The sequence below is a fragment of the Stella humosa genome (assembly GCF_006738645.1).
GTDB lineage: Bacteria > Pseudomonadota > Alphaproteobacteria > ATCC43930 > Allostellaceae > Allostella > Allostella humosa.
In genome coordinates this window covers 3677195-3694249 of the sequence record NZ_AP019700.1, presented here as the reverse complement: position 1 = coordinate 3694249, position 17055 = coordinate 3677195, and the positions used below count along the sequence as shown (strand labels likewise).

Annotated in this window: 18 protein-coding genes; 9 read left to right on the top strand and 9 right to left on the bottom strand. The window is 70.9% G+C overall.

The window, feature by feature from the left end; all coding sequences use genetic code 11:
* Positions 1–37: 37 nt before the first annotated feature.
* Positions 38–1084, bottom strand: coding sequence for a cyclase family protein (locus STVA_RS17305; protein WP_123693777.1), 1047 nt, complete (start codon positions 1082–1084; stop codon positions 38–40).
* Between the two features lie 284 nt (positions 1085–1368).
* On the opposite strand from STVA_RS17305, the gene STVA_RS17300 reads away from it, so the two are divergent.
* The 4 genes from STVA_RS17300 to STVA_RS17285 are packed head-to-tail and all read left to right on the top strand — an operon-like array spanning position 1369 to position 6216.
* On the top strand, positions 1369–2850 hold the full coding sequence (locus STVA_RS17300; protein WP_123693778.1) for a nucleotidyltransferase family protein: 1482 nt from the start codon (positions 1369–1371) through the stop codon (positions 2848–2850).
* An 8-nt stretch (positions 2851–2858) separates the two neighbouring features.
* On the top strand, positions 2859–3869 hold the full coding sequence (locus STVA_RS17295; protein ID WP_123693780.1) for a CobW family GTP-binding protein: 1011 nt from the start codon (positions 2859–2861) through the stop codon (positions 3867–3869).
* The gene (locus STVA_RS17290; RefSeq protein ID WP_123693782.1) at positions 3866–4729 is read left to right on the top strand and encodes a trypsin-like serine peptidase; all 864 of its coding nucleotides are present in this window, start codon (positions 3866–3868) and stop codon (positions 4727–4729) included. Before STVA_RS17295 ends, STVA_RS17290 begins: the two co-directional genes overlap by 4 nt.
* Complete coding sequence (locus STVA_RS17285) at positions 4726–6216, top strand: nucleotidyltransferase family protein (protein ID WP_123693784.1); 1491 nt, start codon at positions 4726–4728, stop codon at positions 6214–6216. Before STVA_RS17290 ends, STVA_RS17285 begins: the two co-directional genes overlap by 4 nt.
* On the opposite strand, the gene leuB is transcribed toward STVA_RS17285, so the two are convergent.
* From leuB to STVA_RS17265, 4 genes are all read right to left on the bottom strand, one after another.
* A complete protein-coding gene (gene leuB / locus STVA_RS17280; protein WP_123693786.1) occupies positions 6217–7299 on the bottom strand; it encodes a 3-isopropylmalate dehydrogenase in 1083 nt (360 codons plus the stop codon). It abuts the gene before it with no gap.
* Between the two features lie 31 nt (positions 7300–7330).
* The gene (gene leuD / locus STVA_RS17275) at positions 7331–7930 is read right to left on the bottom strand and encodes a 3-isopropylmalate dehydratase small subunit (RefSeq protein ID WP_123693788.1); all 600 of its coding nucleotides are present in this window, start codon (positions 7928–7930) and stop codon (positions 7331–7333) included.
* Positions 7931–7933: 3 nt separating this feature from the next.
* Positions 7934–9358: a 3-isopropylmalate dehydratase large subunit gene (leuC, locus tag STVA_RS17270; protein ID WP_123693790.1), complete on the bottom strand. Its 1425-nt coding sequence runs from the start codon at positions 9356–9358 to the stop codon at positions 7934–7936.
* A gap of 74 nt (positions 9359–9432) precedes the next feature.
* Positions 9433–10254, bottom strand: a complete 822-nt coding sequence (locus STVA_RS17265; RefSeq protein ID WP_123693792.1) for a DUF169 domain-containing protein — start codon at positions 10252–10254, stop codon at positions 9433–9435.
* An 86-nt stretch (positions 10255–10340) separates the two neighbouring features.
* Here STVA_RS17265 and STVA_RS17260 point away from each other — a divergent pair, with 86 nt between their 5' ends.
* The 3 genes from STVA_RS17260 (at position 10341) to STVA_RS17250 (ending at position 11851) form a co-directional block, all read left to right on the top strand.
* Positions 10341–11096 carry an SDR family oxidoreductase gene (locus tag STVA_RS17260; RefSeq protein ID WP_123693794.1) on the top strand — a complete coding sequence of 252 codons (756 nt, stop codon included), beginning with the start codon at positions 10341–10343 and terminating at the stop codon, positions 11094–11096.
* A 69-nt stretch (positions 11097–11165) separates the two neighbouring features.
* A complete protein-coding gene (locus tag STVA_RS17255) occupies positions 11166–11423 on the top strand; it encodes a type II toxin-antitoxin system Phd/YefM family antitoxin (protein WP_197735660.1) in 258 nt (85 codons plus the stop codon).
* On the top strand, positions 11420–11851 hold the full coding sequence (locus tag STVA_RS17250) for a growth inhibitor PemK (RefSeq protein ID WP_123693798.1): 432 nt from the start codon (positions 11420–11422) through the stop codon (positions 11849–11851). The genes STVA_RS17255 and STVA_RS17250 overlap by 4 nt, the downstream gene beginning before the upstream one ends.
* A gap of 29 nt (positions 11852–11880) precedes the next feature.
* Here STVA_RS17250 and STVA_RS17245 read toward each other — a convergent pair whose 3' ends face one another.
* Genes STVA_RS17245 through STVA_RS17230 form a run of 4 tightly spaced genes read right to left on the bottom strand, consistent with a single transcriptional unit; the run spans position 11881 to position 14256 of the window.
* A complete protein-coding gene (locus tag STVA_RS17245; RefSeq protein WP_123693800.1) occupies positions 11881–12237 on the bottom strand; it encodes a nitrile hydratase accessory protein in 357 nt (118 codons plus the stop codon).
* Positions 12237–12896, bottom strand: coding sequence for a nitrile hydratase subunit beta (nthB, locus tag STVA_RS17240; protein WP_123693802.1), 660 nt, complete (start codon positions 12894–12896; stop codon positions 12237–12239). Before nthB ends, STVA_RS17245 begins: the two co-directional genes overlap by 1 nt.
* On the bottom strand, positions 12893–13573 hold the full coding sequence (nthA, locus tag STVA_RS17235) for a nitrile hydratase subunit alpha (protein WP_123693804.1): 681 nt from the start codon (positions 13571–13573) through the stop codon (positions 12893–12895). The genes nthB and nthA overlap by 4 nt, the downstream gene beginning before the upstream one ends.
* 17 nt (positions 13574–13590) lie before the next feature.
* Positions 13591–14256, bottom strand: coding sequence for a class I SAM-dependent methyltransferase (locus tag STVA_RS17230; RefSeq protein WP_123693806.1), 666 nt, complete (start codon positions 14254–14256; stop codon positions 13591–13593).
* An 88-nt stretch (positions 14257–14344) separates the two neighbouring features.
* Here STVA_RS17230 and STVA_RS17225 point away from each other — a divergent pair, with 88 nt between their 5' ends.
* Positions 14345–15880, top strand: coding sequence for an ABC transporter substrate-binding protein (locus STVA_RS17225; RefSeq protein ID WP_170216649.1), 1536 nt, complete (start codon positions 14345–14347; stop codon positions 15878–15880).
* A gap of 26 nt (positions 15881–15906) precedes the next feature.
* Positions 15907–17046 carry a mandelate racemase/muconate lactonizing enzyme family protein gene (locus STVA_RS17220; protein ID WP_123693809.1) on the top strand — a complete coding sequence of 380 codons (1140 nt, stop codon included), beginning with the start codon at positions 15907–15909 and terminating at the stop codon, positions 17044–17046.
* The last annotated feature ends 9 nt before the right edge of the window (positions 17047–17055 follow it).

Genomic DNA, 17055 nt, shown 5'->3' with positions numbered 1-17055 from the left:
GCGGCCACCCCGGGATCGCGGTTCAGGCAACGGCGCCTCAGGTAATGGCAACCGGGCAGCCGGCCGATCCGGTGCCGCCCTTGATCGGCACGGGCGTGAAGGAATAGACGAAACGGTGCTTGCGGTCGGCCAGCAGCGTGTCGAACGTCAGGTTCTCGTGGAAGAAGATGCCGTTCTTGGTCTGCATCTCGGCGTGCACGGCAAAGGCCAGGTTCTTGTCGGGGTTGGGGATCACCTCGACCGGCCAGGTGTCCGCACCCACCAGCGTCACGTTACGGCTGATCAGCCAGCGCGCGACCTCGAAGCCGATGCCGGGGCAGCCGGCATTGTAGCGGTCGTTGTTCTTCATCCACAGGCTGCCCCAGCCGGTGTTGAAGCAGACGGCCGCCCCTTCGCCGATGTCGTTCTCGCTCATCTGCTGCAGGGCCAGGGCGGCACGCACGTCGGCCATGGTGATCTCCTGGCCGGCGTCCATCATGCCGCCCTTCACCGCCACCATGTCGATCAGCGTGCCGACCGCGAAGATCGGGTTCAGCTTCTCGATCCCTAGCTTCTTCAGGCCATAGGCATCGGCGATGTCCTGCTCGCTGTGGCCGTTGTAGTAGCGCATCTCGTTCTTGTCGCCGTCGCGGCCGAGCTGCAGGCCGATATGGCCCAGCCCGTCGAACTGGGTGCCGACCTGGCCGATCTCGGTCGCCAGGAACTCGTCATGGTAGATCAGCTTGTTCGAGCCGAACGGGCCGCCGGTCGGCGATCCCGGGATGCGCAGGGCGAAGGCGCGTGCGCCGAACATCGGCATGCCGGTCTCGTAGGTGCGGCCCAGCCGGTACATGCGGCCGTCCTGGATGGTGCGGGCGGCGCGCAGCACGTTCTGCGGCGTCATCCAGTTGCTGGCGCCCTTCTCGTCGTCGGCACCCCAGCGCGACGGCCACCAGGGCGGCGTCGTGGCCGCCGGCGTCTGCGCCTGGGCGGTGGCGATGGGGGCGGCGGCGAACTTGCCGACCGCCAGCCCGGCGGCACCGGCCAGCCCGGCCGTCTTCAGGAAGTCTCGCCGGGCAGGACCTTCGTCGCGCGTGTCGCTCATGGTCGTTCCTTCCTTGCGGGTATCCGATTGATTCGGATGCTGAACGGCGCTTTCGCGGCATTTTCGGACGCCGGCCTCGCGCCTGGGGCGAAGGCTCGGCGGCGGCCCGGCCGATGTCAATATGGCGCGGGCGGCAATCGGCGAAGAATCCACACCATTCTCGCCACCGATAGCCAATCGCGTGGCGGCCGATCCTGGTCGACGCTCGGCCTCGGGGTTCCGTATAACGATCTGCGCAGAATCCGCCCTTCGCCTGGGCCGACCGGCAGGAGACACCGACCCGCATGAGCAGCGTTCCCCTCGTCGACGCCATTCTGCCGGCCGGCCTGATCACGCCCCTCCAGGAAGAATTGCTGACGATCATCTACGGCCCCGAGGCAGAGGCGCCGGACCGCTTTCACGCCTGGCAGGCCGGCATTGACCTGACCGATCTCGACGACGCGTGCTACCGCCTCTATCCGCAGCTCTATCGCCGCATTCGCGGGTTCGCGGGCGGCCACCCCTTCATCGGGCGCATGAAGGGTTATTTCCGACGCACCTACTATCGCAACCAGCTCCTGTTCCAATGGGCACTCGCCGTGGTCGAGCGGCTGGAGGCGCAGGGCATGGATTGCCTGATGCTGAAGGGGGCGGCATTGGTGCCGGCGACCGGCCTTTCCTCGGGCTTCCGGCCGATGGCCGATGTCGACCTGCTGGTGCGCACGGGCGATGCCAGGCGCGCGCTCACGGTGGCCGATCCGCGCTTCGCCGAACTGCTGGTCGACCGCACCACCACCGACGCCCATGTCGAGCTGCGCCACGGCTTCACGGTCTTCGACCAGAACCGGCTGGAAATCGACCTGCATTGGCGCCTGGCCGGCGCCTGGGCCCCGGGCGAGGCGCCCGACGCACCCTTCTGGGAGACGGCCCGCCCGGTCACGCTGCAGGATCGGCCGGTGCTGGCGCTGGCGCCGACCGAACTGCTCTACCACGTCATCGTCCATGGCATCCCGCGCAACCCGGTCCCGGCGATCCGCTGGGTGTCGGATTCGCTGGAGCTGATCGCCGCCGGCCCGACCCGCATCGACTGGGACCGGCTGGCCTTCCTGGCGACCCACTATCGCCGGCGGCTGCTGTTGCGCCGGGGGCTTGCCTATCTCCACGCCCGCTTTCCCGGCGTCGTCCCGGCGCATGCCCTCGACCTGCTGGCGGGCGACGTCGAGGCCGACGAGGAGGCGGAGTTCCGCATGGTAACGGCCGAGCAGCGGACCAGGCCCGACCAGGCCGATGCCCGTCGCCTGGTCGAGGCCCGCCTGCCGATGGTCGATGCCCGGCTGCCCGGGCGCCGACGCCTCATCTACCTGAACGGGCGCGACGCCGATCCCGGCATGTTCGCGTGGCTGGAAAGCATCGGCGCGGATTTCGTCTGCGAGTTCGACCGGGAAGCTGCCCTTTGGCGCATGGCCTGGGCACAGCTCCAGGCGCAACCCGAAACGGCCCGGCCGCCCGCCGCCGGCCAGGGGCGGCTCTACCGCTTCGACGCGCCCATCGACCTGCCGACGAATTCGCTCTATGCCCGGGTCTACCGCAACGCGCAGGGGCAGTCGGGCATGCGGCTCTTCTTCACCAATCTCACCGCCTGGCCGCTGGGCGCGGTCGTGTTCCGCGTCGACGACCTGGGCGGCCTGCCGTTTCCGTCGATCGTCGGCGCGCACGGCACGGTGCCGATCCGCGGCCTGCCGATCTGGCCGGATTTCTTCGCGTCGCGCACGTTCCAGCCGGATTGAGCCGGCCGATGAGCCTGTTCGATCGCGACAAGTCCGCCGGTCGCCTGCCGGTGTCGCTGATGACGGGCTTCCTCGGCAGCGGCAAGACGACCCTGGTCAACCGGCTGCTGCGCCAGCCGGGGATGGCCGACAGCGCGGTGATCGTGAACGAGTTCGGCGACGTCCCGCTCGACCATCTGCTGGTCGAGGCTGTCGCGGGCGAGGTGCTGGTGCTGCCGTCGGGCTGCATCTGTTGTGCGGTGCGCAGCGACGTGGAGACGACCTTGCGCGACCTGCTGGCCCGGCGCGAGGCAGGCCTGGTGCCGCCCTTCGCCCGTGTCCTGATCGAGACGACGGGCCTGGCCGACCCTGCGCCGCTGGTACAACTGCTGCTGGCCAACCCGCTGATCCTGCATTCCTATCGCCTGGACGCGGTCGTCGCCACCGTCGATGCGCTGCATGGCGCGGACCAGCTCGCCCGCCATGCGGAGAGCGTGAAGCAGGTGGCGATCGCCGACCGCCTGGTCCTGACCAAGGCCGACCTGGCGACGACGGCGGTCGTGGACGCGCTGCGCGACAGGCTGCATCGGCTGAACCCGGCCGCCCCGATCTTCCACGCCTTGCAGGGCGAGATCGACCCCGATCGGCTGTTCGGCGCCGGCCTCCACGATCCGTCGCGGCCGGTGCCGGATACGGTCCGTTGGCTGGCGCTGGATGCCTTTGCCGGCGTGCGGCACGACCCGGCCGTGCAGGCCGTCTGCCTCCAGGCTGATGCGCCGCTGGACTGGATGGCCCTCTCGGCCTGGCTGGCGGGGCTGCGCGCCGCCCGCGGCCCGGACCTGCTGCGGGTGAAGGGCATCCTCGACATCGCGGGCGAGGCGACGCCCCTGGCCGTCCACGGCGTCCACCATGTCTTCCATCCGCCGACCCTGCTGGCCGCCTGGCCGCCGGGGCCGCGCCGGTCTGCCCTCGTCATGATCGGCCGCGACCTCGATCGCGCGGCGCTCGAACCCGGCTGGCGGGCGGCGGTGGCGGCATGAGGCTCGCCATCGTCGCGGCACTGCTGTCACTGGCCGCTTCCGGCCCGGCCTACGCCCAGAAGGCGACGCTCCCCGGTATCGTCGGCACCGACGATCGCCGGGTGGTGGAGCCGGGGGAATATCCCTGGAGCGCCATCGGCCGGCTCAACACCAGCATCGGCCAGCGCTGCACCGGCACGATGATCGCCCCGCGCCTGGTCGCGACGGCGGCCCACTGCCTCTACAACCGCCGCACCGGGCAACCGCTGCGGCCGGAAGCCGTGCATTTCCTGGCCGGCTACGGCCGCGGCGAATGGGCGGCGACAGCGCCCGCCATCGCCATCCGTCGCGGCCACGATGGCCCGCCCGGCGATCCTGCCGGCGACTGGGCGATCGTCACCCTGGCCCAGCCCGTCGGCAACCAGGTCGGCTGGATCGCGCCCGCCTTCGCGCTGCCGAGTGCCGATGCCGCGATCCTGCGGGCGGGCTACGGGCAGGATCGGGCCCATCTGCCGATGGCGGTGCTGGGCTGCAATGTCCGGCCGGCCGGGGGCGGGCGTCCCTTGCTGGCACATGACTGCGACGCCGTTCGCGGCGATTCCGGGTCGCCCATCCTGGCGATCGTGGATGGCCGCATCCACCTGCTGGGCGTCCATTCCGGCCATGGCCAGGGGCCGAAGGGCACCATCGGGGTCGCCGTCCCGGCGACGGCTTTCCGGGATGCCGCGGCAGACTGGCCGGAATCGCACCCGCCGCCGGCCCGTGCTGGGCTCGACCCCGTGCCGACCGCCACCGTGCGCGCGCTGGCGCTCAGGCTGCGCCAGCCGGTCCCCGTTCCCTCCATGGCCGCTCTGGGCCGACTGGTGGAAAAGCCGCAATGAGTGCACACGACGCCGGCGACAGCGGCATCCTGCCGCCCGGAATGATCACGCCCGTCCAGGAGCAGCTGCTGGCCATCATCTATGGCCCGCGCGAGGAGGCCGCGGCCCTGTTCGCGGACTGGGATGCGAACGTCGACATGACGGCCATGGACGATGGCTGCTACCGCCTCTACCCGCTGCTCTACCAGCGCCTGCGCGATGTCGCGCCCGACCATCCCTTCCTTGGCCGGTTGAAGGGGATGTTCCGGCGCTCCTACTACCGCAACAATCTGCTGTTCGGCTGGGCGTGCGAGATCCTTCGGCGGTTCCGGGCCGAAGGCATCGAGTGCATCTTCCTGAAGGGGGCTGCACTGGTGCAGTCGACCACGATGTCGGCCGGCTTCCGGCCGATGGCCGATGTCGACCTGCTGGTCCGCCCGGCCGATGCGCGCCGCGCCATGGCCGTGGCCGATGCGCGCTTCCGCCCCGTCCTGGACGACCCGCTGCTGGGCGACCTGCATCTCGAACTGCGCCATGGCTATTCGGTGATGGACGAGAACCGGCTGGAGATCGACCTGCACTGGCGCCTGGCCGGCACCTGGGCCGCCGGGCCGGACCCCGACCGGCCGTTCTGGGACACGGCCGAGCGGTTCGAGCTGTTCGGCATCCCGGCGCTGACGCTGGCGCCGACCGAACTGCTCTACCACGGCATCGTGCACGGCATTCCGCGCAACCCGGTGCCGACTATTCGCTGGATATCGGATTCGCTCGACATCCTCGCCTTGGAGGAGGAACGGATCGACTGGCAGCGCCTGGTCGATCTGGCCGGGCGGCAGGAGCAGCGGATCGTGGTGCGCACAGCGCTCGCCTATCTCCGCCGCAAATTTTCAGCCCCCGTGCCGGACTTCGTGCTGGCCGCGCTGGCCGTGCCCTATGGCCCGGCCGAGTATGCGACCTTCGCCCTGCGGGCGCGCTCGTGGGGGGCGGCCGTGCGGATCGAGGAGGTTCGGGCGCTATTGCCCGGCTACCTCGCCATTGCCGCCGAACGCCTGCCAGGTCGCCGCCGGATCGCCTTCCTGCCCGACGACCTGGCGACGCCCGCCATGCGGGCCTGGGTGCGTTCGCTGGGCCTCGATCTCATCTGCGAACACGCGCCGCAATCGCCGACCGGGGCTGCCGTCCGTGCCGCCGTGCTTGCATCCTCCGCTTGGCGGCAGCGGTTCGAGCGATCGCTGGACGGGCTTTTCCGGTGCGACTTCCAGCATGTGGCCCAGGGCAGCCCGCCGGCCCAGGTCTATGTCTCGATCCGTCCGGCCGGCGACGGCAAGTGGGCCATGCGCGCTTTCGACACGTCGCTCGCGGACTGGCCGACGGGCGCGGTCGTCTTTCGCTGCAATGCGGCTATGGCCTTCCTCCATCCCGGCATTCTCGGCGTCGACGACGTGCTGCCGACGCCGATGCTCTCGGGCTGGACGGGCTTCCCCGATGCGGTGCCGCGGCTGGCCTAGCTAGACCTTCTGCCCGTGCACGGCCCGGGTGACGGCGTCGCCCATCGCCTCCGTGCCGACCAGGCGGGCGCCCGGCTCCATGATGTCGCCGGTGCGGTAGCCCTCGGCCAGCACCGTGCGCACGGCGCGTTCGACGGCCTCGGCCGCCTCGGGCTGGCCCAGCGACAGGCGCAACATCATCGCGAAGGACAGGATCGAGGCCAGCGGGTTGGCCAGGTCCTTGCCGGCGATGTCGGGTGCGGAGCCGTGCACCGGCTCGTAGAGCCCCTTGCCGGTCGGGCCGATGGAGGCCGACGGCAGCATGCCGATGGATCCGGTCAGCATGGCGGCCGCGTCCGACAGGATGTCGCCGAAGATGTTGCCGGTGACGATCACGTCGAAGTCGCGCGGGCTGCGGATCAGGTGCATGGCGGCGGCATCGACATAGAGGTGGGTCAGCGCCACGTCGGCATACTCGCGGCCGACCTCGGTCACGACCTCGCGCCACAGCGCGGTCGTCTCCAGCACGTTGGCCTTGTCGACCGAGCACACCTTGCTGCGCCGAAGGCGGGCGGCTTTGAAGGCGGCATGGGCGACGCGGCGGATCTCCGATTCCGTGTAGCGCATGGTGTTGATGCCCACGCGCTCGCCGGTCGCCTCGTCGCGATGGATGCCGCGCGGCGTGCCGAAATAGATGTCACCCGTCAGCTCGCGCAGGACCACCAGGTCGACGCCCTCGACCACCTCGCGCCGCAGGGTGGACGCCCCCAGCAGCTCCGGGAAGGCGAAGACCGGGCGGAAGTTGGCATAGAGGTCGAGCGCCTTGCGCAGCCGCAGCAGCCCGTGCCCGCCGCGCTTCTCCGGCGGCAGCAGGTCGCTTTCATAGGTGCCGGCGGCGCCGAACAGGATGCCGTCGGCCTTGCGCGCGGCTTCCAGCGTCTCGGCCGGCAGCGGGTCGCCGGCGGCGGCTAGGCCGGCATCGCCGATCGCGGCCTCGGCGATCTCGAACTGGGGGCCGTTGGCCGATACCGCGCGCAGCACCTTGACCGCCTGGGACGTCACTTCCCGGCCGATGCCGTCGCCCGGCAGCAGAAGAATCTTCATGGGGGCTTCCTCGAAGATGGGGTGGGGCGGCTCAGCGGTTCTCGCGGCCGTAGCGGTTCATGAAGGCGTCGATCTCAGGGGCGAGCTCGCGGGTGTATTCCAGCTCGTCGACCCCGTTCAGCAGGCAGTGGCGCGAGAAGGGGTCGATCTCGAACGGGTGCACCGTGCCGTCCGGCAGGGTCACCGTCTGCGCCTCCAGGTCGATGGCGACGCTGGCGCCGGGCTCGGCCTGCAAGGTCTCGATCAGCCCCGCCACCACCTCTTCGGGCAGGCGCACCGGCAGCAACCCGTTCTTCAGCCCGTTGGCGGCGAAGATGTCGCCGAAGCTGGGGGCGATGGCGGCCCGGAAGCCATAGTCGTAGAGGCCCCAGACCGCGTTCTCGCGCGACGAGCCGCAGGCGAAGTTGCGCTCGGCCACGATGATGCGGGCATCGGCATAGGCGGGGCGGTTCAGCACGAAGTCCGGGTCCTGGGTCCCGTCCGGCAGGCGGCGGACGTCATGGAACAGGTAGTTGCCATGGTTGTCGCTGCGCGGCTTGTGCAGGAAGCGGGCAGGGGTGATCTGGTCGGTGTCGACGTTGGGCCGCGCGATCGGCACGGCGATGGCGTCGAGCCGCTGGAAGCGCTCCATGGCTCAGCCCCCCGCCTGCAACGTGCGCACGTCCGTCAGCCGGCCGGTGACGGCGGCGGCCGCCGCCATCGCCGGGCCCATCAGGTGGGTGCGCGCACCCGGCCCCTGGCGGCCGACGAAGTTGCGGTTGGAGGTGGACGCGCAGCGCTGCTGCGGCCGGGCGATCTCGCCGTTGGTGCCCAGGCACATGGAGCAGCCGGCCTCGCGCCACTGGAATCCGGCCGCCTTGAACACCTGGTCCAGCCCCTCGGCCTCGGCCTGCTCTTTCACCAGCCCGGATCCCGGCACCACCCAGGCCTCGACCTGTTCGGGCACGCGGCGGCCGGCGACCACGGCGGCCGCCGCCCGCAGGTCCTCGATCCGGCCGTTGGTGCAGGAGCCGATGAAGACGCGGTCGACCGGGATGTCGGCCAGCCGCATCCCCGGCTCCAGCCCCATGTAGGCCAGCGCCCGCTCCATCGCCCCGCGCCGCTCGGCATCGGCGGCATCGGCGGGGTCGGGCACCACGCCGCCGATCGGCAGCGCATCCTCCGGGCTGGTGCCCCAGGTGACCATCGGCTCGATGGCACGGCCGTCCAGCGTCACCTCGGTGTCGAACACCGCACCGGGGTCGCTCGGCAGGGCCTTCCATTTTGCCAGGGCCGCATCCCATTCGGCGCCCTTCGGCGAATAGGGGCGGCCGGCCAGGTAGGCATAAGTGACCTCGTCCGGCGCCACCATGCCGGCCCGCGCGCCGGCCTCGATCGACATGTTGCAGAGGGTGAGTCGGCCTTCCATCGACAGGCCGGTAATGGCCTCGCCGGCATATTCCACCACATGGCCGGTGGCACCGGCCGTGCCGATCTTGGCGATGATGGCCAGGATGACGTCCTTGGCCACCACGCCCGGCCCGAGCGGCCCGTCGACGGTGATGCGCATGCTCCGGGCCTTGCGCTGCCACAGCGACTGGTGGGCCAGCGCGTGGGTCGTCTCGGTCATGCCGACGCCGAACGCCAAGGCGCCCAGCGCGCCATGGGTCGAGGTGTGGCTGTCGGCGCAGACGATGACCATGCCGGGCTGGCTCAGCCCTTCCTCGGGGCCGATGACATGGACGATGCCCTGGCGGCGGTCGTCCAGGCCGAACATGGTGATGCCGTGCCGGCTGGTGTCGCGCATCAGCGCCTCGACCATGCCGCGCCGCTCCGGGTCGGCGATGGCGGTCACGTCGCGATGGCTGGTCGGCACGTAGTGGTCGGGCGTGGCGAAGATGCGCTCGGGCGCCTTGGGCGCCATGCCGCGGCCATGCAGGGTGGCGAAGGCCGGTGCAGTGCCGTCATGGATGAAGTGGCGGTCGACGAACAGCAGCACCTGCTCGTCCTCGCGCTCGATGATGCGGTGGCGGTCCCAGATCTTCTCGAACAGGGTTCGCGGCGCGGCGGAATCGTTCATGCCGCTCTCCTCCCAAGACTGCTTATTTCATGCATTGTGCATCGGCGGGGTGGCGATGGGAACCCCGCCCGGCATCAGGCCGACCGCTTGCCGCCGTCGCCGTAGCTGACATCCATGCCCTCGCCCGGATCCATGTTGGCGCCATAGGGGGGGATCGGATAGCGCAACCCGACCTTGGACAGCGCCTCCAGCCCCTCGACGCCGCGGCGGAACTCGTCGGGCGGACAGGCGACCAGCATTTCGTCGTCGGCCACCCCGCCATAGCGCCGCTCGGCATAGCAGGGGATGGAGATGGAGGTCTTGCGCGTGGCCAGCGCCCGGCCCCAGGAATCGGCACAGGCACTCTCGCCGGTGATGCTCATGTCGTACCGCTTGTAGCGGCCATGCTGCAGCCCGTTGACGAAGAGGATGGTCTGCCCCGGCGTGCCGTAGAAGAGGCAGATGTCCGGCGGGTCGAGCCGGGCCGAGCGCAGGGGCGACACTACCAGCCCGACATGCCGGCCGGGCGCCACGCGCGGCATCTGCGCCTGGTGCAGGCGGGCGTTCTCGCGGTCGGCGAACCACACGCCCTCCATCTTGCGGCCCGACAGGTAGTCGTCGGACGGCGCGTTGAGGCCGATGACGCCGCCGCAATTGCTCCAGGGGCGGACATTGTCGTGGGTGATGCCGATGGTGAGGCCGGCGACCCGCGCCTGCGTCACGATCTGGCAGGTCGAGAAGGCCCGGCCGGCGCGCGGCCGGCGCAGGCCGGGCACGGCGGCCATGCTGTCGTGGTCGTCGAAATGGCGCATGCCGATAGGCAGGGTGCGCAGCCGCAGCAGGGTCTCCAGGCGCTGCGCCAGGTCCTTCAGCTCGGCCGCGGTCGGCGGCGGGCTCTTCTTTTTGGCCATGGTCATGGTCTCCTTCCCAGTGCCGCCAATTCTGCCTCGCCTGCCCGGCCGCGGCGACGGATAATCGGCCGGACGACTATCCGGGGGTGGCGATGGCAGCGCAGGGCAGGGTTCTCGTGGTCACCGGCGCCAGCCGCGGCATCGGTGCCGCCGTTGCCCGCCAGGCCGGGGCGGCCGGGTGGCACGTCGCCGTCCACTTCGCGGGCCAGGCCGTGGCGGCGGACAAGGTCGTGGCCGACATCCGCGCCGCCGGCGGAACGGCCGCCGCCTTCCAGGCGGAGATCGCCGATCCGGCCGAAGTCGCCAGCCTGTTCGCGGCCGTCGACCGCACCCTGGGTCCGCTCGGCGGGCTCGTCAACAATGCGGGCATCATCGGTGGACGGTTCCCGGTCCTGGAGCCCGAGGCCGGCGCCCTGGAGCGGGTGCTGGCGGTCAACGTGGCCGGCACCTACCACGCCATGACCGAGGCCGCCCGCCGCATGGCCACCAGTCGCGGCGGGGCGGGCGGGGCGATCGTCAACCTGTCCTCGATCGTCTCGCGCACCGGCGGTCTGCCACAGGAAACCCACTACGCCGCCAGCAAGGGTGCCGTCGACAGCCTGACCCTGGGCCTTGCCCGCGAACTGGCGCCCGAGGGCATCCGCGTCAACGCGGTGCGCCCCGGTATCATCGCGACCGATATCCACGACGTGCATGGGGGCGCCGAGTTCCTGGCCGGCTTCGGCCCCCAGATCCCCGCCGGCCGCCCCGGCACGCCGGACGAGGTGGCATCGACCGTGCTCTGGCTGCTGTCGGATGCCGCCGCCTACGTCACCGGCGCGCTGTTCGACGTGGGTGGCGGGCGGTAGGGGGCTGCGCCGCCGGCTTGGTACCCATATATTGGTGACGGCAAAGGATGAGGTTTGGCAATGCTAGTCGTGACCTCCGCCGAGCTTCGGAAGAGGTTCGGGCAATACCAGGAAGCTGCGCAGAACGAACCGGTGTCGATCACGAGCGATGACCAGGGCGGATTGGTCCTGTTGTCGGCAAAGGAATATGAGCGCCTGAAGCGCCGCGACCGGGAGGTGCGGCGCGTCGAAGACATGGGCGAAGATTTCCTACAGGCGCTTGCCACTGCGGAAGTCCCTGCGGAGCATGCGCATCTGGATGCGGAACTTGGTGACTGGCGGCCGTGAGCCTGCCGGAGCCGAAGCCTGGATTGGTAATCCGCTACAGCTACCTCTGGTGGGACGAACAGCGCCGGGGCATGGAGCAGGGGACGAAGGACCGCCCATGCGCGGTGATCCTGACCATCGAGGATCGCGACGGGGGCTTGGAGGTGACGGTCGCTCCGATCACCCATAGTGCGCCGGTCGACCCTTCGACAGCCGTGGAGATTCCGCCGGTTGTAAAGCAGCGGCTGGGGCTGGATCACGCACGGTCCTGGATAGTCGTCACGGAAGTGAATCGCTTTCGATGGCCTGGACCCGATCTCCGTGCGGTCCCCGGGATCCGGCCGTGGCGTCCCGACTATGGCTACCTGCCGCCCCGTCTTTTCGCCTACGCCCGGCAGGCGATCGCGGATCGTGTCCGGAACGGCCTTAGGGCCGTGAAGCGTGAATAGATCGGCCAGCGTCTATTGGGGGCGGGGGCTCAGACCAACCCGCGCCCCAGTTCGATCGGCTGCCCGTGCGGCGTCGCCCGGACCGCGCGGTTCCAGGCGTCGCGGCGGTCGGTCATTTCTTCGGTCGTCAGCACGCCCTTGGCCCGGACCAGACGTTCGAGCGCGGCCAGCCAGTGGCGGTAGTAGGTGTCGCCCAGGTCGGGATCGCCCGCGGACTGGGCGGCGGTGATCTCGCCGGCCAGGGCCTCGGCCCATTCCGTCCAGGTGAAGACGCCCTGCTGGTGCAGGCGCACGGCCATGGCGAAGGCCGTGGCCTCCCAGGGCTCGCGGAAGACCGGGCCGTCGGCATCGCGCGGCAGGTCGGGGGACTGGGCGAGATCGGCCATCACGCGGCCTCCAGATAGGGGTCCCACAGGTCGACCATGACCTGATCCACGGGCGACGCATCCGGCCCCCACAGGGTCCGCGCGGCGAAGCCCACGGCATAGCAGCGCTGGGGGGCTTCGCCATGGCCCATGGCGTTGCTGTCGGGGAACACATGGACGCCGTGGTCGCGGGCGATCGTGCCCACTTGGCCCCGGCAGTAGCGCGGCATGCGGGTGTGGCCGCGCGGGTGGAGGTTGCGCACCCGCACGCGGGTCCCGACGGCAAAGCGAGGCGGGGCGGATTCGGGCGGCGCGCGCAGCGACGACCGGCCGCGGGCCAGGATCTCCGGCACCCGTTCGGCTGGTACGGCGGGAACCGCGCCCGGGCCCTCGGCCACGCCGGTCGCCAGTTCCTGCGCGCCCACCAGCCCGCGCTCGACCAGCAGCCGTTCGAGCCCGCGCAGCCACTGTTCGTAGTAGGTGGCGTTCAGGTAGGTGACGGGGCTGGTGTCCTCGCGCGCGAAGCGGGCCATGTCGATGTTCCAGCGCCCGAGCAGGCCGGCCGCCAGGGTAATGCCGAAGGCCCGGCGCTCCCACGGGTGGTGGAACAGGGGCTCGTCGACCTCGCGCAGGACGGGGCCGAAGCCGTCGACGCCGCCCAGGTCGTGGGCGCCGTTCAAGATGCGTCCCCCGGCGGCAGCGGCTGGCCGACGCCGATCATGGAGTCCCGGGTGACGAGGCCGGCCAGGGCCTCCTCGTCCATCCCCTCGGTGCCGGGCGGGCGCTGCGGCAGGACGAGGTAGCGCAGCTCGGCCGTCGAATCCCACACCCGCACCTCGCGGTCGGCCGGCACGTCGACGCCGAACTCGGCCAGCACGGCGCGGGGCTCGCGCACGGCCCGCGCGCGGTAGGGGGCGGCCTTGTACCAGGCGGGCGGCAGGCCCAGTACCGGCCACGGATAGCAGGAGCAGAGCGTGCAGACGACCATGTGGTGGACGGCCTCGCTGTTCTCCAGCACCACCATGTCCTCGCCCTGGCGGCCGGTGTAGCCCAACTCGGCGATGGCGGCGCTGCCGTCCGCCAGCAGGCGTGCCTTGTAGGCGGGGTCGGCCCAGGCGCGCGCCACGACGCGGGCGCCGTTGCGCGGGCCGACCTTGGTCTCGTAGGTCTGGATCAGCACGTCCATCGCCGCCGGGTCGACCAGGCCCTTGTCGACCAGCAACGATTCCAGCGCCTTCACCCGCAGCTCGACCTCGGTCCAGTGCTGCTCTTCGCCATGGTCGTGGTCGTGGTCGTGGTGGTCATGGTCATGCCCATGCCCATGACCATGACCATGGTGGTGATGGTGGCCGCTCATCCTTCCCCTCCCTTGCGTCAGGCCCGCTTGCGGGCGAGCGTCAGGCCGTCGCCGATCGGCAGCATCGACAGGCTGACCCGTGGATCGCCGTGCAGCTTGCGGTTCAGGACCCGCAGCGCCTGGGTGTCGGCGTCCACCTTGGCCGGGTCGGCGACGGCGCCGCTCCACAACACGTTGTCGATCAGGATCAGCCCGCCCGGCCGCAGCAGCAGCAGGCAGCGCTCGTAGTAGCCATCATAGTTCGCCTTGTCGGCGTCGATGAAGGCCATGTCGAAATCGCCGCCGAAGCCCTGGCCCAGCAGGTCGTCGAGTGTCGCCATGGCCGGGCCGATGCGCAGGTCGATGCGGCCGGCGACGCCGGCCTTCTCCCAATAGGGACGGCCGATGGAAGTCCACTCCTCGCTGATGTCGCAGCAGATCAGCTTGCCGTCGGCGGGCAGGGCCTGGGCGACCGACAGGGCGGAATAGCCGGTATAGGTGCCGACCTCGATCACCCGACGGGCGCCGGTCAGTTCCACCAGCAGGGCCATGAACTGCCCCTGCTCGGGCGATATCTGCATCAGCGCGCCCCGCACGGACAGGGTCGCCTCCCGCAGTTCGCGCTGTGCGTCCGTCTCGCGCAGCGACACGGACAGGAGATAGTCGCGAAGATGCTCGGTCATCGGCAGAAGGCGGGCGGACATGGCGATCTATGCACCGGGACGGGTTGCCAGGATGGCCATGATGCCAAAGGATGCCGGCCTTGCCCATCCACCCCCGGGGAGCCGACCGATGGTCCGGCCAGTCGCGGCCCTGCTGGCTGCCCTTCTTGCCGTCGCCGCAGCAGCGGCCGCGGCCGACGACCGCCCGGCGCTGCGCATCGGCGTGCAGCGCAACCCGCCGCTGTTCGACCCGGCCCACAGCGTCAGCAACGTCGCCTGGCGGGTGAACCACAACCTGTTCGACACGCTGATCGGGCTCGACCCCACCGACGGCTTCAAGCTGGTCCCGGCCCTGGCGACCGCCTGGCACCGCGTCAACGAGCGCACGCTTGAACTGACCCTGCGGCCCGGCGTGCGCTTCCACGACGGCACGGCCCTGACGGCGGCCGATGTCGTCTTCACCTTCGGGCCGGAGCGGATGTCGGGCGAGACCGCGCCGTTGCGCGCCCAGACCCGGCCGCTGCTGGGCGGCATCGAGCGGGTGGAGGCGGTGGACGAATCGACCATCCGCGTCGTCACCCGCCGGCCCGACCCGCTGATCGAGCAGCGGCTGGCGACCTTCCCGGCGCAGATCGTGTCGGCCGCGGCCTATCGGGCGGCGCCCGATTTCCAGGCATGGGCCCGCCGGCCGGTCGGCACCGGCCCGTATCGACTGGTCGACTCGCGCGACAACGACTTCGTGCAACTGGCCGCCCACGACGCCTACTGGGGCGGCCGCCCCACGGCCTCCACCGTCCGCTTCGAGGCGGCCCCCGAGGTCGCGGCCCGCCTGGCCGGGCTCGAGACGGGCCGCTACGGCATCGTCACCGACCTGCCGCCCGACCAGCTGGCCCGCGTCGCCGGCCGCCCGGGGCTGGAGGTGGCGGGCGGGCCGATCACCAACACCCGCGTCATCGTCTTCGACCAGAACAACCCGGTGCTGCGCGACGTGCGCGTGCGCCGCGCCCTGTCGCTGGCGATCGACCGCCGCCTGCTGGTGGAGACGCTGTGGGATGGCCGCGTCGGCATCCCCCGCGGGAACCAGTTCCCGGCCTTCGGCCCGCTCTACCTGGCCGACAGGCCGGAGCCGGCCTATGACCCCGCCCGCGCCCGCACCCTGCTGCGGGAGGCCGGGTATCGCGGCCAGCCGATCGAGTACCGCATCAACAACAACTACTACGCGACCGAGATCGCCACGGCCGAGGCCCTGGCCGAGATGTGGAAGGCGGTCGGCCTCAACATCGTGCTGCTGCTCAAGGAGAACTGGACCCAGATCCTGGAGCCGGCCGGGCGCGGCATCCGCAACTGGTCGAACGCCATGATCTATCCCGACCCGGCCGGCCATGTCTGGCGCCTCTATGGTCCCGGCAGCCCGGTGCGCCGCGGGGCGCCGGAATGGGCCAACGACGAGTTCGACCGGCTGGGGACGGTGCTGGAAGGCAGCCTCGACCCCGCCGCGCGGCTCGCCGCCTGGTCGCGCATGCTGACCATCCTGGAGGAGGACGACCCGCCGGCCGCCGTCCTGCACCAGTTCGCCATCTTCTACGGCAAGCGCCGCGACATCACCTGGCAGGCCTTGCCGGTGGAGTTGATGGAGCTGCGCCCGGCCAACCTTTCGTTTCGCTAGATCCAAGCGCCCAGGAGCCCCTCGCCATGCGTATCGCCGACGTCCGCGCCTTCCCCATCTCGTTCCCCTTGCCCGAGGACGGGCAGGTCACGCTTGGCATCGGCCGTACCGTCAAGCGCGACGCGGTGCTGGTGAAGGTGACGACCGACGACGGGCTGGTCGGGTGGGGCGAGGCCCATGCCGGCCGCTCGCCCGGCGCCATCGCCCGCCTGGTCGAGACGACCCTGAAGGCGTTGGTGATGGGCATGGACGCGGCCGACGTGTCGGGCGTGGGTGCGCGCATCTACAAGATGCAGCTCGCCAGCCACGGCATGGGGGCGGCCGCCGCGATGGCCATGAGCGGGCTCGACATGGCGCTGTGGGACATCCGCGGCAAGGCGGTCGGCTGGCCGCTCTATCGCCTGCTGGGCGGCTCGGCGCGCGCGGTGCCGGCCTATGCCGGCGGCATCTCGCTCGGCTACCAGCCGCCGGACGAGCTGGTCGAGGAGGCGCACGGCATGGTCGCGCGCGGCTACAGGGCACTCAAGCTGCGGATCGGCGACACGGCGGCGCTCGACGGCGCCCGGGTGGCGGCCGTGCGCCGCGGCCTGGGGGCCGACGTCGCCATCCTGACCGACGCCAACACCGCCTACAGCCTGGCCGACGCGCGCGCCGTGATGCCGGTGCTGGATGCCAACGCGGTGGCCTGGCTGGAGGAGCCGTTCCCGGCCCACGATCATCGCTCCTATGCCGAGGCCCGGCGGTTCGGCACCGTGCCGCTGGCGGCCGGCGAGAACCACTACACCCGCTACGAGTTCGCCCGCCTGGTGGAAGATCGCAGCATCACCATCCTGCAGCCCGACCTGTCGAAGTGCGGCGGCATCACCGAGGGGCTGCGGATCGCGGCCCTCGCCTCGGCCTGGCGGCTGCCGATCAACCCGCACACGTCGGTAACGGGCCTGAACATGGCCGCCTCGGTCCACTTCCTGGCGGCGATCGAGAATGGCGGCTACTTCGAGGCCGATACCGCGAAGGTGAACCTGTTCCGCGACCGGCTCTGCTCGGATGCCTTCACGCTGGAGGTCGACGGCACCGTGCGCCCGCTGGAAGGGCCGGGCCTGGGTGTGGAGATCGACGAGGACTTCCTGGCCGCCCACCCGCTGATCGACGGGCCGGGATACGTCTAGACGGCAACC

What these genes read in the sequence shown, in the direction of transcription:
- STVA_RS17305 (WP_123693777.1), bottom strand. Translation starts at nt 1,084, where the DNA reads ATGAGCGACACGCGCGACGAAGGTCCTGCCCGGCGAGACTTCCTGAAG.
- STVA_RS17300 (WP_123693778.1), top strand. Translation starts at nt 1,369, where the DNA reads ATGAGCAGCGTTCCCCTCGTCGACGCCATTCTGCCGGCCGGCCTGATC.
- STVA_RS17295 (WP_123693780.1), top strand. Translation starts at nt 2,859, where the DNA reads ATGAGCCTGTTCGATCGCGACAAGTCCGCCGGTCGCCTGCCGGTGTCG.
- STVA_RS17290 (WP_123693782.1), top strand. Translation starts at nt 3,866, where the DNA reads ATGAGGCTCGCCATCGTCGCGGCACTGCTGTCACTGGCCGCTTCCGGC.
- STVA_RS17285 (WP_123693784.1), top strand. Translation starts at nt 4,726, where the DNA reads ATGAGTGCACACGACGCCGGCGACAGCGGCATCCTGCCGCCCGGAATG.
- leuB (WP_123693786.1), bottom strand. Translation starts at nt 7,299, where the DNA reads ATGAAGATTCTTCTGCTGCCGGGCGACGGCATCGGCCGGGAAGTGACG.
- leuD (WP_123693788.1), bottom strand. Translation starts at nt 7,930, where the DNA reads ATGGAGCGCTTCCAGCGGCTCGACGCCATCGCCGTGCCGATCGCGCGG.
- leuC (WP_123693790.1), bottom strand. Translation starts at nt 9,358, where the DNA reads ATGAACGATTCCGCCGCGCCGCGAACCCTGTTCGAGAAGATCTGGGAC.
- STVA_RS17265 (WP_123693792.1), bottom strand. Translation starts at nt 10,254, where the DNA reads ATGACCATGGCCAAAAAGAAGAGCCCGCCGCCGACCGCGGCCGAGCTG.
- STVA_RS17260 (WP_123693794.1), top strand. Translation starts at nt 10,341, where the DNA reads ATGGCAGCGCAGGGCAGGGTTCTCGTGGTCACCGGCGCCAGCCGCGGC.
- STVA_RS17245 (WP_123693800.1), bottom strand. Translation starts at nt 12,237, where the DNA reads ATGGCCGATCTCGCCCAGTCCCCCGACCTGCCGCGCGATGCCGACGGC.
- nthA (WP_123693804.1), bottom strand. Translation starts at nt 13,573, where the DNA reads ATGAGCGGCCACCATCACCACCATGGTCATGGTCATGGGCATGGGCAT.
- STVA_RS17230 (WP_123693806.1), bottom strand. Translation starts at nt 14,256, where the DNA reads ATGTCCGCCCGCCTTCTGCCGATGACCGAGCATCTTCGCGACTATCTC.
- STVA_RS17225 (WP_170216649.1), top strand. Translation starts at nt 14,345, where the DNA reads ATGGTCCGGCCAGTCGCGGCCCTGCTGGCTGCCCTTCTTGCCGTCGCC.
- STVA_RS17220 (WP_123693809.1), top strand. Translation starts at nt 15,907, where the DNA reads ATGCGTATCGCCGACGTCCGCGCCTTCCCCATCTCGTTCCCCTTGCCC.